General features: G+C 67.9%; 8 protein-coding genes. 4 read left to right on the top strand and 4 right to left on the bottom strand.

Going from position 1 to position 13,200, the window contains the following annotated elements:
• Together Q664_RS49250 and Q664_RS49245 are read left to right on the top strand one after the other, a co-directional pair.
• Positions 1 to 1,280, top strand: a 1,280-nt coding sequence (locus tag Q664_RS49250) for a serine/threonine protein kinase (protein ID WP_152622811.1), incomplete at its 5' end; no start/stop codon positions are given.
• A gap of 255 nt (positions 1,281 to 1,535) precedes the next feature.
• On the top strand, positions 1,536 to 1,805 hold the full coding sequence (locus tag Q664_RS49245; protein WP_043413802.1) for a DUF2381 family protein: 270 nt from the start codon (positions 1,536 to 1,538) through the stop codon (positions 1,803 to 1,805).
• A 1,271-nt stretch (positions 1,806 to 3,076) separates the two neighbouring features.
• Here Q664_RS49245 and Q664_RS49240 read toward each other — a convergent pair.
• A complete protein-coding gene (locus Q664_RS49240; RefSeq protein ID WP_043413800.1) occupies positions 3,077 to 3,505 on the bottom strand; it encodes a protein kinase family protein in 429 nt (142 codons plus the stop codon).
• Between the two features lie 318 nt (positions 3,506 to 3,823).
• Between Q664_RS49240 and Q664_RS49235 the strand changes: the two genes are divergently transcribed.
• Positions 3,824 to 5,119 carry a chloride channel protein gene (locus tag Q664_RS49235; protein ID WP_052519669.1) on the top strand — a complete coding sequence of 432 codons (1,296 nt, stop codon included), beginning with the start codon at positions 3,824 to 3,826 and terminating at the stop codon, positions 5,117 to 5,119.
• 79 nt (positions 5,120 to 5,198) lie between these two features.
• Positions 5,199 to 8,645, top strand: a complete 3,447-nt coding sequence (locus Q664_RS49230) for a hypothetical protein (RefSeq protein ID WP_043413797.1) — start codon at positions 5,199 to 5,201, stop codon at positions 8,643 to 8,645.
• Between the two features lie 14 nt (positions 8,646 to 8,659).
• On the opposite strand, the gene Q664_RS49225 is transcribed toward Q664_RS49230, so the two are convergent.
• From Q664_RS49225 to Q664_RS49215, 3 genes are all read right to left on the bottom strand, one after another.
• Positions 8,660 to 9,973 (bottom strand): ABC transporter substrate-binding protein, encoded by a 1,314-nt coding sequence (locus tag Q664_RS49225; protein WP_043413794.1) that lies wholly within the window; start codon positions 9,971 to 9,973, stop codon positions 8,660 to 8,662.
• A 194-nt stretch (positions 9,974 to 10,167) separates the two neighbouring features.
• On the bottom strand, positions 10,168 to 10,347 hold the full coding sequence (locus Q664_RS49220; RefSeq protein WP_043413790.1) for a hypothetical protein: 180 nt from the start codon (positions 10,345 to 10,347) through the stop codon (positions 10,168 to 10,170).
• An 82-nt stretch (positions 10,348 to 10,429) separates the two neighbouring features.
• Positions 10,430 to 12,838 (bottom strand): carboxypeptidase-like regulatory domain-containing protein, encoded by a 2,409-nt coding sequence (locus Q664_RS49215; RefSeq protein ID WP_152622810.1) that lies wholly within the window; start codon positions 12,836 to 12,838, stop codon positions 10,430 to 10,432.
• Positions 12,839 to 13,200: the final 362 nt, after the last annotated feature.

Below are 13,200 nucleotides of genomic sequence, written 5' to 3'. Positions count from 1 at the left end.
GTCGGGACGTGAAGGAAGCCAACATCCTGGTGCGCCAGGAGACGGGTGAAGCGGTGCTGGTGGACTTCGGAGTGGCCTGGCACCCGGCCTGCCCCACGCTGACGAAGGGCCTGTTTCCCCCGGGCACGCTGCCCTACCGGGCGCCGGAGGCGTGGGCCTATGGCCGCGCGCACGCGGGCGAGCCGGGCGCCCACTACCGGGCCGGGCCGGGAGATGACCTGTACGCACTGGGGGTGGTGCTCTATCGCTCGCTGACGGGTCGCTTCCCCTTCTTGCCGGCCGAGCACGGGGGCGAGGACGTGGAGGCGGTGCTGCACCGCGAGCCGCTGCCGCCCCACCTCGTCAACCCGCGGGTACCGCTGGCGGTGGAGGCGGTGTGCCTGCGGCTGCTGGCCAAGACGCCCGAAGCGCGCTACCCGGGCGCCGTGGTGTTGTGCCGGGTGCTGGAGGAGCTGCGGGCCCGGACAGACGTGGACTGGACGCAGGTGCCGCGCCCGCGGCGGCGGCCCGCCGTGAGGTCGTGGCCAGGCAGGGCCGGGGTGCTGGCGGTGGGGTTGGCCGCGGCCCTGGGAGCCTGGTGGCTCACTCCTGGCCAGGAAATGGCGCCGGGCGGGCGTGCGCCGGAACCTGTCCGAGCCGTGGCCGCGCCTCCTTCCGGGGCGCCTCCTCCCCCGTCCGCGGCGTCCCGAAAGGACAGTGCCCCCATGAAGCAGCCGCAGACGTCTGGCTCCCAGCCCGAAACCGCCTCCAAGCGCCGGTCCGCCGTGCGCAATGCGTGTCTTGGACTCACCGGTGCCGCCCTCCAGGCCTGCCTGGGCGCCCCGCGGCAGGTGCCGCCCGAGCGCCCCGCCCCGTCGCCCCAGGCCTGCCCCGCCGGGGCCGTGGAGACCATGACGCGCACGCTGGGCTTCCGCCTGGGGGAAACGACGAGCGTGGAGTGGTCCAACGTGCGCGGCAGGCCCGTGCACGTGCAGGAGGACACTCCCGTGTACGTGTTTGGCCACTGGAACGCGGGAGCGGACCGCTTCGGCGGGGGAGGCCGCTTCGCGCTGCCGGGTGACACCCGGCTCTCCGGGCGGCTGTACGTGCACGAGGGGCGGGTGTATGGGCGCTTCACCGAGGCGCGCACGCCCGAGGGCGTGGTGTACCCGGTGTGCCTGGAGTTGTTTGATGTGGGTCACAGAAGAAGCGTCGGGCTTCCCCTGAAGCCCGGCAGCGCACCGGGGAAGCTGCTCGTCCCTCCCGTCGCGGGGGTGCGGGTGGTGGACCACTTCCGGTAGGCACGTCCCGGAGGCGGGACGGTGGCGGGCCGGACACGACCGGGCAGGAGCTGTGGTAGAGCCCCACTTCTCCGGTCCCTTCCACATTGCCGGGAGACTCCTGCCCATGCACCTGCTGCCCGCCGCCGCCCTGTTGCGACTCGTATTGCTCGCTTCTCCCCTGGAGACCTCCGTGCCGTCCACGCCGCCGGGCTGTGAGACGGGCACGCGCCACCTGGAGCTGACGGAGGACTCGCCTCGCGAGGCGCTCGCGGTGTGCATCCACTGGCGGTGGAGCAGGAACTGCGGAACACCGGGAGCACGCCCTGGAGGCTGGCGGGGGCGGTGCTGGTGGGGCCCCAGGGCGTGGAGTGGAAGGTGCTTGGCGTGTGGCAGCGGGAGCCCATTGCCCCGGGAGAAAAACGCTTCATCTGGGTGGAACTGGAGATGGAGGCGGCGGCGGCGCGCGGCACCTTCACCCTGAAGCCGTGGGGCCAGGAGGCGAGCGGTGGAGGCCAGTTCTTCGACGGCGTGAGCTTTCCTTGAATCGGCCAGGCGCTCGCTCCCGGAGGAGCGGGGAAACCATCACCTGCGCCAGGCCCCTGGCATGCACGCCCAGGGCTGACCGGCCTCATACTGCCCACACGAGAAGTCCGGCCCACAAACCGGCGGCCCTTGGGGATCGCAGGCCTTACGGCAGTGATAGAAGGAACAGACCGTGCCCTGCGAACAGGGCGGAACACACGTGCGCAGACATTCCATCCAGACCGCATTCGCGGGGGCGAGATGACCATAAACCTGACAACCTTCACCTGCGGGACACGGGTTGAGTTGGCAGTCCTGACCGTGAATCGTAGCACAAATCGAGATCTGCCTCCCCAGAGCGACACACCGCTGACCGTCGGGACAGGCACGCCCCTCACACGTCGGCAGGCAAGAGGGGCCATCCGGTCCGTCATCACAGAAGTAACCCGCGGGGCAACTGGAGGGCTCCTCCAACCGGCACGGTCGACCACACCGGGTCTGACATAACAAGCCGCGCGCGCACCCCTGCTCTCGCGTCTCGGGCAGGCGCTTGCATGACTCACCCTCTTTTCGCACTCCCACCAGCGAGCAGCCGCGAATCCGGTCCCTTCCGTTTTCGGTAACAAAGGCGCGGCAGGCGAAATCTTCCGCGCATTGAAGATCTGTCATGCATCTGCTGTCGGTGCAAAAGCGCCGCCCGATACGCTCGTTGTAGAAGCAGCGAAGAGCCGGGTCACAATCCGAATCCGTTTCACAATCGTGCTCGTAGGTCGGTAGCTGACGGCGCTCCTCGAATGTCAGCATGGATACGAAGGCTGGCTCCCCGAACCCCGCGGAGCCGGCCATGGGTCCCCTGATTGAAATCGCGAGCAGCCACGAGAGGGGCATTGCCAGGAGAAACCCCAGCACGGCGCCCAAGACCCTGCGCCATCCATGGAAGCTCAACACGAGTCCTCACCGTCAATCATCATTATAACCAAGCGGGTAGCATTCCTTTGGGCACTGCAATCGTTCCCCGAGAGGCCTGTTCCCGAGGTCCTCGCATTTTTCCACCCATTCATGAGGGCTCATCAGACAAGACCGCCTCAGTTGTCTCGAGTTGCTCCATATATTCTTCTCAACCATCATGTCCACGGCGCCTCCCTTCCTCCAGGTGTGCGGACATCCCGTCTCCACTGCGAGCACCAGCACCAGCACCAGCAACCGTCCCGGCATCAGTCACTTCCCTCCCGGACACGACGGGACTACCACCGGCCACCGGACCAACAAGCGCGGCGAATCCCACGGGAACGTCACGCTGCCCAGGGAGATACGGCGGCTTCCACTCTCACCGCCAGCGCACGCCCCACGCTCAGCAGCTTGTCCCCGAGGCCCAGAGCGTCCACGTCGCCGCGCCGGCCCCACATGTCCAGCGGCTCGCCCCGGATGAAGGACAGCTTCAGCCACAACCACTCGTGTCCGTCCTCCCGCCAGTGGCCCGAGCCCCACAGCTCCACCACGTTGGGGTGATGCGGCCCTATGCGAGCCAGTACCCCGAGCTCACGCCAGCCCCACTCCGCGGTGGGCTCCAGCGGGATGAACTCGAGGGCGAAGCAGCAACCGCTCCGCGCATCACGCGCCCGATACACCACGCCGTAGCCCCCCGCGCCCATGAGCTCCTCCACCACCAGCCCGCCCACCTCCGCGCGCGGCGGCAGCTCGGGCATCCTCCGCTCCTCCATGACGACTCCTCCGCGAGTCCGCGGCGCTCGTGTGAGCGGGACGGACCCGGCGCTCAACCCATCAGGTCATCGCGGCACTCCCACCGGCGAGGGGGGGGAACGAGCCGTCCGTCCCGCCAGGCCAGCCCCGCGCGATGGGGGTCTCGGGACGAATCACTCGTTGACGTCAACGAGCGGAGTCGCACTTTTACACACCTAGACGCACATCACTCATTGACGTCAACGAGTGCGGGCGATGTGCCATCGGGGACGAGCGAAGTCGGTTACAAGGGCTGCCCCCGAGCGCAGTCCGCGAGGGCCATCCCCGGGAGACGAGTGGTGAGTCTGGACAAGCACGCACGTTCCTTCGGCCAGTGGCTCGTGCTTGGCTCCGTGGTGGGAGCGGTATGCGGCGTGGCGTCGGCGGTGTTCCTCTACCTGCTGGACGTGGCCACGGACATCCGCACCCGGCACGAGGTGCTCGTCTACACGCTGCCCCTGGCGGGCCTGGCCATCGGAGCCCTCTACGGCCGGTGGGGCACCCCCATCCGGGGTGGCAACAACCTCGTCCTCGACACGGTGCACGAGGGTGACAAGCAGATTCCCCTGCGCATGGCGCCCATGGTGCTGGTGGGCACGGTGCTCACCCACCTCTTCGGAGGCAGCGCGGGGCGCGAGGGCACCGCCGTGCAGATGGGGGCGAGCCTGGCCGACGCCGTGGCCCACCGTTTCCGCGTGTCACCCGCCACGCGCCGTGAGTTGCTCGCCGCCGGCATCGCCGGGGGTTTCGGCTCCGTCTTCGGCACGCCCATCGCGGGCGCCGTCTTCGGGCTCGAGGTCGTCTGCGTGGGGCGCATGAGCTACGAGGCCCTCGTGCCCGCGCTGGTGGCCTCGGTGGTGGGAGATCTCGTCACCCGCTCGCTCGGCATCCACCACACGCCCTACCCCATCCCGGCGGCGTTGCCGCTGTCGCCCCTGGTGCTCGGCAAGTGGCTCGTCTTCGGCGCCGTGGTGGCGCTGGTGGCCGTGGTGTTCGTGGAGGGCGTGCACCTCCTCAAGAAGCGGCTGGAGAAGGCCGTGCCGTCGCTGCCGCTGCGCATGGCGCTCGGAGGCGCGGCGGTGGTGGCGCTGTGGAAGCTGGTGGGGACGAGCGCGTACCTGGGCCTGGGCGTGCCCACCATCGAGCGGGCCTTCGTGGACCCCACCCTGCCCTCCAGCGCTTTCGCCCTCAAGCTGCTCTTCACCGCCGTCACGCTGGGCGCGGGTTTCCTCGGTGGCGAGGTCACCCCGCTCTTCTTCGTGGGCGCGGCGCTCGGCAACGTGCTGGCGCGGCTGCTCGGCCTGCCGTTGGACCTGGCCGCGGGCGTGGGGCTCGCCGCGCTCTTCGGGGCCGCCGCCAACACGCCGCTGGCCCTGTCCCTCATGGCCGTGGAGCTGCTCGGCGCGGGCGTGCTGCCCCACGTCGTCATCGTCACCGTCACCGCCTACCTCCTCACGGGACAGCGGAGCATCTACCCGTCGCAGCGGATTGCCCGCCTCAAGCACGGCGGGCCCCTGCTCTCGCGGCTGGTGCCCTTGCGGGACGTGGAGTCCCCTCCTGGAAGGCCCCCACCCGGCGCCCCGCCGGAGGAATGAAGGGCCGCGGGTCCTGGGTGGGGCCACGGGCGGAATGCGTCCAGGCATGCCGCATGTATTGCCTGGGAGGGGGTCCCTCATGGGACAGAGCGCCATCGCCGTCGCACTGACCGCGGCTCTGCTGGCATTCGAGGGACTCTGGTTCCTCCGCCGGCCGAGAGGGGGCTCTCATGATCGGGCCTGGGGGCTGCTCCTGCTCGTCATCGCGGGGTGGGTGCTGCTCTGGGCCCGCCTCTTCATCCTGGGGCGGCTGGTGGTCAGCTCCGGCCTCGGTGTGATGCTGGTGCAGGGCGGGACACTCACCCGGCTCGGGATGTACCTGTTCCTCGGGGGAATCGCCATTGGCGCCGGACTGGCCTGGAACGCGTGTCATGGCGGCACTCGCGGGGGTCGGCTCCAGTCCCAAGCATGGCGGCCTGGCCTTGGCGTGCTCGTCGCGGTGCTGGCGGCCATGCAACTCCAACCGCTCAGCGGCCTCAACGAGCCGGAGCTGCCACCCATCTATTCCTATGACCTCTGGTCGCCTCCCCTGCTCCTCTGGTTGTGCCTCTGTCTCGCCGGGTGCCTCCTCGACCTGCTTCGGGTGCGCTCCCTCGCGAGTCTCGCCGGGTTGACGGCGGCCTTCATCTCCGTGCTGGCCCTCCTCAGCATCGGCCGAGTGGAGTTCACGGAGTCGGCATCCGCCTATCAGTGGCATCAGATCTGGCGCATCTGCTTGATGCTGGCCTTTCCCCTCGGCCTGAGCCTCTGGAGCTTCCTTCTCCTGCGGGAGTTCCAGCACCGGTGGGCGTGGCTCCGCGAGAAAGGCCGAGAGGCGCTGGTGGCCATCTCGTGGCTCATTGGAGTGGCGCTCGTCGGAGCGAAGCTCGTCGAGCTCTCCCTGCGTGGAGATGGTGCTCGGCCATGGCCCTGCTGGGCGGCGCTCGCGGGCATGCTGGCCCTCGCGGTGGCCGCCACTACCCGCCGGCTCAGGGGCGTCGAACTGCCCGGGCTGTCGCTGCCGTGCCGGCGCATCGTCCTGGGCGCGCTGCTCGCCCTGCCGTTGCTCGTCGCCATCCTGCTCTTCTCCCCGGAGTTCGGGATGCACTTCTTCCTGGCCGGCGTGCTCCTCATGGCCTTCGTGCTGGCGGAGACGCTCCTGGAGGGGCCACTGTTCCAGCGCCTCCGCCATTGGCGCTCGTCCGCCACGAAGGGCTCGCCGGAACCAGGCCTGGAGGAGCGCATGACCCGGCCCGGGTGGCTCTCCCTGGCCGGCAAGCACCTGAAACGCGGATACGACTGGCTGAGTGCTCGCAAGCCCCTCCGGCTCCTGCTGGCGACGATCCCCCTGACCCTGGTCCTCCTGATCGCCGCCAACGAGGTGCCCAACGCGGGCAAGACGGTCATCGAGCCCTTCGTGGTCATGGGACTCTCCGCGCCCCAGGAGCAGGAGCAGGAGCAGGAGCTTGGCCAGACCCTCGCCGAGAGCCTCACGAATGCCCTCGGAGACCTCAAGTGGGTGCTCCAGCCGGAGGTCATGCTCCAGCAGCCTGGGGACACCCATCAGATGAAGCAGTTCGGCTATGCGTCGGACGCATCCGGGACCTCGGCCGCCGCCATCCAGAACCTGGTCCTGGAGATCAGTGGAGGCATCAAGGTTCCCTTCCGCATGCTGGCCGCGCCCATCCAGGCTCCGGTGCGCGCGCTGCTGGGCGTGAACGTCATTCGAAGCACCCTCTATGAAGAGCAGACCCGTTACATCCTGCTTGCCAGGAACAGCGACGGGGAGTCCTGGCGGGTCGAGTTGGACAAGGAGCAGCTGAAGAAGGAGGCGCAGCAGAATAAGCAGCTATTGGCCGAGCCGAAGCTCGCTGACGCCGTCTCGCGCCTCACCCAGGACCTGGCCTTCGAGATCATCCGCGATGACCCTCGGCTGAAGGATACCGGCATCACCCGCTCCCGGGAGGCTTTCGAGTTCTTCCACCAGGGGGTGGAAAGCTGGGAGTCGTTCGTGCGTACGTCGAATTACGACTCCCTGGACCAGGCCATCGGGCATTTGCGTGAGGCAATCAAGTCGGACCCCAGGTTCACCCTGGCGTACTACAGCCTGGGGATTGCATTGCAGACGGATGGCCAGACGAACCAGGCCACCAATGCCTTCCGAACCAGCATCACGCTCAACCCCTACTTCCTCCCCGGTCGGGTCGCCCTGGCCTCCATGTCCTTCCACTCCGGCCCGACGGGCTTCCTGCAACGGACGACGGTCGCCTCCGAGCCAACGCCGGAGCCGATGATGATCTCGGGGAGGACGGATGCGAGGCGGAGCGAGGCACGCCTCCTCTGGCAACGGATCATCCAGTTCCCGGGCCATCAACTGGAGAAGACCCAGGCCTACTATGGGCTCTGCCTGTTGGGGTTCGAGGCGGCCGAGGCGGAAAGCCATACGGACCTGGCCTCCCAGAAGCGCCTGGGGGCCTATTTCTATTGCAAACGCGCGGAACGGGTGTACCGGCAGCTGCCCGCCACCTGGCATACCGCCTCGGACATCCGGGAGAGCGAGGCTCACGTGCAGGGCACGCTCGGGAGGCTCTTCGAGCGGCCCCAATTCACGGAGGGCAATGACGGGGTGCGCCAGGAGTGTCCCCTGGCGGAAGGCGAGCAGCCGCAGCCACGGGCGCCCCCACCCTGGACGGAGCGGCCCCGGCGACTGCACTTCCGAGCGGCCTCGAAGTACTACAAGAACGCCGCGGCGCTCTCCAATGACCCCTTGCGGAAGGTCTCGTTCCAGTGCGGCGAGGCCAGGATGGCCTACCAGCTCGATGACGAGAATCCGATGATGCTCCTGAGCAAGGATGCCAATGCTCACGTCTTCCGGGCGGACAAGTATGGCGACATCGTCTGGGATCTGGAGGATATCTGGTACGACAAGAACCGTGGCGAGATGATTTCCCGCGCCTATCGTGCGGCGCTCATGGAGTACGAGCAGGCGATCAATCTCGATCCGACCCACGTCGATGCGATGCTCCGCTATGCGTACAATTTCTGGGAGTGGAGCTTCCGCTTCTCGGATGGGCGCTTACGCTTCTGGGATGAGAGCATCCCCAATACCGCTTTCGGGCCGAGCCCTGAGGAGGGCGAGCTGGCGGAGGGGTTCGCCCGCAGGGCGCGCGAATTGAGCAGCAGCAGCAGCGACGAGACCAAGGAGGCAATGGCCATCTCCGCGCTGGGGGAGGTCTTGCTCGGACGGGCTGACCCCCAAGCCGCCATCCGGGAGATCGAAAAGATCGATCGGGACAAGTTCAAGCACGCGATCTTCGACGAGTTCTGGTGGGATCTCGCGCAGGCCTATCGGTGCAAGGCCGCCCGATTGGAGGCGAAGGGCGGCTCCGGCGAGGAACGGAGACAGGCCCTGCGGGAGGCCGATAAGCTCCTGGAGCAGATCCATCAGAACGACCAGGTGCGGGAAGACAAGATACTCCCCAACGGTGAGGTCCCGATCAGGCCAGCGCCGGTGTGTCTGCGACGGGCGGGTTCAGGCCCTGCATGACCCGCGTGGGCTGTTCACCACTTGCCTTCGTTACTCATGCGCTCGAGCGTCTTCTGCAGGTCCTTCAGCTTCTCCTCCGGCTTGCCCGAGCCCGACAGGACTTCATGCACGGCTTTGTAGAACTCGGAGCTCACCCGGTTGTACTGGTGACCCGTGACCTGCCAGGGCCGCGCCACCGGGTTCATGAAGATCTTCATCAGGCTCGGGTAGAACGGGTTGGCCTTCCGTACATCGCGCTCCTGGTAGAGATTCATCACCGAGGGGCTGTGGGCCGCCTCGATGTAGCGGCGCCTCTGCTCCGTGCGGCTCGTCAGGAACTTCACCAGGTCCGCAGCGATCTCCGGGTGCTTGGAGTACCTGGACACCGCGAGATGCCAGCCGCCCAGGGTGCCGGTGGACCTGCCGTCCTTGCCGTCCTTGACGCCCTTGGGCAGCGCCGTCACCACCCACTTGCACTTCCCCTTCGCCTTGCACTTCAACTTGCCGCCCTTGGCATTGGCCTTCGCCCACGCTTCCGGCCAGTTGCGCATGAACACCGCGTTGCCCGACAGGAAGAGGCCAAGCGATTCCTCCTCGCCATATTCGAGCACTTCCGGGGGCGAGATGGAGTTGATCCACCCGGCCGCCATCTTCAACGCCGTCACCGCCTCCTCGTTGTCGATGGTGACCTTGCCGTCCTCCCTGACAATGGTCTCCCCGGCACTGGTCTCCCCGTGGAAGGAGTTGATCCACTCCAGCGCGTTGCACGTGAGTGCCTCGTCCGCCTTGGCCTGGAAGACGAAGCCCCACATCCCGCCGTTGCCAGCGTCGCGCTCGGCTTGCTGGATCTTCCTGGCCATCACCTCCAACTCCTGCCAGGTGGTGGGCGGCTCATTGTAGCCGTACTTCTTCAGCAGATCGTTCCGGTAGAAGAGCAGGCCCGCGTCGGCGAACCACGGCATGGCCACCAGCTTCCCGCCCACGGTGTTGTTCCGCACGATGGCGGGGAAGTGCTGCTCGAGCACCTCGTCGGAGACGTAGAGCTTGAGATCAATGAAGTGCTCCGCCAACAGGCCCGGCCACACCACGTCCACGCGGTACACGTCGACATCCGGGCTCTTCTTCGACAGCTGCTGCTCGAAGGTGGTGTACTGCTCGTGCCAGTCCGGGGGCACGTGCACGAACTCCACATGGTGCCCCGTCTTCTTCTCCCAGTCCTTCGCGCCCTTTCTACACTGCTCGAGCTCATCGTCCTCGGGGCCACACGCGATGGTGACCGTCTCCGCGTGGACGAGGGCGGGACTGGTCAGGATCGTGGCAATGGCGAGGCCCTTCAGCACGTTGCGCATTCATCCCCCTGGGTTCGTGACTGGGCACGAGGAGCTTTCCCAGGGGTGAACGTATGCGCTTGGGTTCCTCTCAGACCGCTTCATTCATCCAGAGATTGACTCCTGGACAACGCAGGTCCGTGGAGGGTGAGGGCTGGAGCAGTCCGCCGCCCCCGATGGTCACTTCCTGGATGCCCACCGGAGGCCGCGAGGGCCTACTTCAGCTTGTGATTCTTGATGATGTCTTCATCCGGGGGCGGCAGGCCGTACTCGGCACTACCTCCGCGGATCTGATCGAGCGCCTTCTCGTCCAGCTCCAGCACCTGGAGAGCGCGCTCGTTCTGACGCTCGATGACCTGCGTGCGCGGGAACTTCTTCTCGCTCTTCTTCATCATGGGCTGCCCTTTCGCGAATGGACGCTCAAGTATAAGGCATACTGATGACCGGAGCCAATCAGAACCTGACCCTCCGCTGCCTTCATGGAACTGGAATCGACGGAGGCAGGGTGATGACGCCCAGGTCCTGGTCCACCTCCTGCCGCACGAACACGGTCCGCTTCACCGTGGCGGACCGCTCGTCCTCGTCCTCGTCGATGGAGATCTCCAGGTTCAGGGAGCCGGTCCGCACGATGGGCCATTCCAGGAGCCCCTGCTCGTCGTACATCTCCTCGCCATTCACCGTGAAGCTCGTGACGGTCGAGCCATCCGCGCGGACGAGCCGGGCGCGCAGCATCGCCTTGCGCGCGAGGACGACCCGCACCTCACGCGCCGAGGGCTCCAGCCGTATCCGCTCCGGCATGTCCTCCCGCAGGGGTTCGGCCAGCAGGAAGTCCTCCGACTCCACCGACAACACGCTCGAGTCTCCCGACACGGAAGCGAAGGTGAAGCGTCCATCGGGACCGGTCGTGGCGCGCACCTCGGGCTCGTAACGGGAGTGCATGATCGAGCGGTGCTCGGACTGGAAGCCGACGACGGCCCCCGGGACGGGCCTTCCCTGGAGATCCACCACGATGCCCGAGAGGGAGTGCCCGGCCTCGAAGCGCAGCCGCACCCGGGCTCCCTCGGGCCCGACTTCCACCACTCGCGCGGTGGCATGGGCGAAGGAGTGGTCCTCCAGCTCGGCGGAGACCCGGTAGCGGCCCGGACGCGGCGCGATGAGCGAGAACCGGCCCTGGGCGTCCGTGGTGCCCGACTCGAGCTCCAGGTCCGAGGACGCCTCGGACGACCAGAGGCTCACCAGGGCCTGGGCCACGGGTTGACCCTCCTCGTCCACCAGCTCTCCCTCCACGGTGGGCCGGCGCGAGATGACCACCCGCAGATCCGCCGCGGGGACTGGCACCTCCTGGGACCAGATGACCTGGCTGGACGACTCCACGTCCGAGTCCGGACCCACCCGGAGCAGCAGGGGCCCGGGACGAAACGCCCGGAGGGAGAAGCGTCCCCCCGGCCCGGACTTGTCCGAGTGACTCCACGCGAGCTCACCCGGACGCGTGAGGAGCGACACCTGCTCGCCCTCAACGGGCTGGCCTCGCGCATCCACCAGGATGCCCTCGACGCGGGGAACGAACTCCAGGGTGAGGTCCAGGGTGCGCGTTCCCGCGGAAAGGGTTTCCTGGTGCGAGGCGAACAGGCGGCCATCCGGAGAAGACACCGACAAGGACACCCGGGTCGGCGATAGGGGCCCGAAGTGATAGGCCCCTTGGGCGTCCGTTTTCGCCAGGTAGCTGCTGACCACGCAGCCGCTGCCCGCGTGGAGCTTGATGAAGGCCTCCGCGACCGGCTGTCCCCGCTCGTCCCGGACCACGCCCTCCAACTCGGCGAGGGCCGTCTCGAGCTCCACGGTGATCTCCTTGGAGAGGGGCGAGGGGGTGCCATCCTCTTGCGACGAGGGGAAGTAGACCCCCCGGGTGCCCATGAGGCCGCCGTGGTGCGCGGTGACTGGATAGGCCAATGCGGTGGTCAGCCCCTCGAAGGAGAAGTGACCCCGCTCGTCGGTGAGTACCCGGCGCTCATCCTTCCGTCCGAGCGAGACCTCCGCCCCCGCTACGGGCTTCCCCTCCGGGGACAGCACCCGGCCGACGAGCGTCCTCGGAGCGAGCAGGGTGAAGGACTGCTGCACGTCGGGAGGATGAAGCCGCAGGGGCGTGGCCCGGGACATCGTCCCCTGGTGGGAAGCGACGAGGACGTACTCCCCCCGGGGCAAGGGCCCCAGGTGATAGCGGCCTTGCGCGTCCGCGAGGGTCTCGAAGAAGCGGCTGTGCGCGGTGAAGACGGCGGTGACGAGCGCTCCCTCCACTGGCATCCGCTGCTCGTCGGTCACGCTTCCCGATAGCCGGGAGCCCGCGCCCAGCACCACTTCCACTCCCTCCTGCCCCACGGCCACGTCCCGCAGGAGACCCACGCCCTTGGGACTCTCCACCCAGAGCGAGTAGGAGCCCGCTTCCAGTCCATCCAGGAAGAAGGCTCCGTCCTGGGTGGACAAGGCCTGGGCGAGGACCGGTGCCTCGCCCTGCCGCTGGGCCACGAGCACCTCGGCCCGCTGCCAGGTGACACAATGGCGCATGGGATGGTCGCCGCGCATCCGTCCGAGGCCTTCCACACAGGGCAGGCCCGTCAGGGATTCACCCTCCACGGTCCTGGACGCGAACACCGTCGCGCCCGCCACGGGACCCCGGGCGCCCCGGACGGTGCCGCGGATGGAGCGCACTTCCCGCGCGGGGGCGGTCACGGCCCGAGGCACCGCGACGGACTTGGCGGAAGAGACCGAGGGCCGTGTGGGCGCCTCGGCCTGGACGTCATGAGGTCCCGCGGAGTGGTGCCAGCCGGCGAACGCCGCGGCCAGCAGACCCACCCCAAGCACCGCACCGGTCCACCCTGGATGCCGCATCCTGGTCCTCCTCGGCCCGAAGATCTCCCGGAGCCGATGACCACTCTACTCATCTTCGAAGCGGCGGAAATTAGGTCACCGTGGCGGTGACGCCGTCGACGCGGGCGGAGTCATTGCCACCGTTGAAGACGTACGACGTGCTCAGCGTCACGCTGTAACAGGATGGCGTTTTCAGTGAAGGACCCGCGCCACGTCCCGGGCCACCTCGGCGCTCCCAAACAGCGCCGCCCCGCTCGCCGCCTCATCAGCCGGCCTGTTGGCTGCCAGCAGCCGTCCCGGCGCGGGTGCGGGCGGGCTCACGCGGTGCGTGAACAGCGTGCAACACGTCCTCCGCCTGTGCCGCAGCGCGGCATGTCCAGAGC

This window comes from Archangium violaceum Cb vi76, from assembly GCF_000733295.1.
Classification (GTDB): domain Bacteria; phylum Myxococcota; class Myxococcia; order Myxococcales; family Myxococcaceae; genus Archangium; species Archangium violaceum.
The sequence above is the reverse complement of the archived record's forward strand: the minus strand, read 5'-3'. Positions and strand labels throughout refer to the sequence as shown.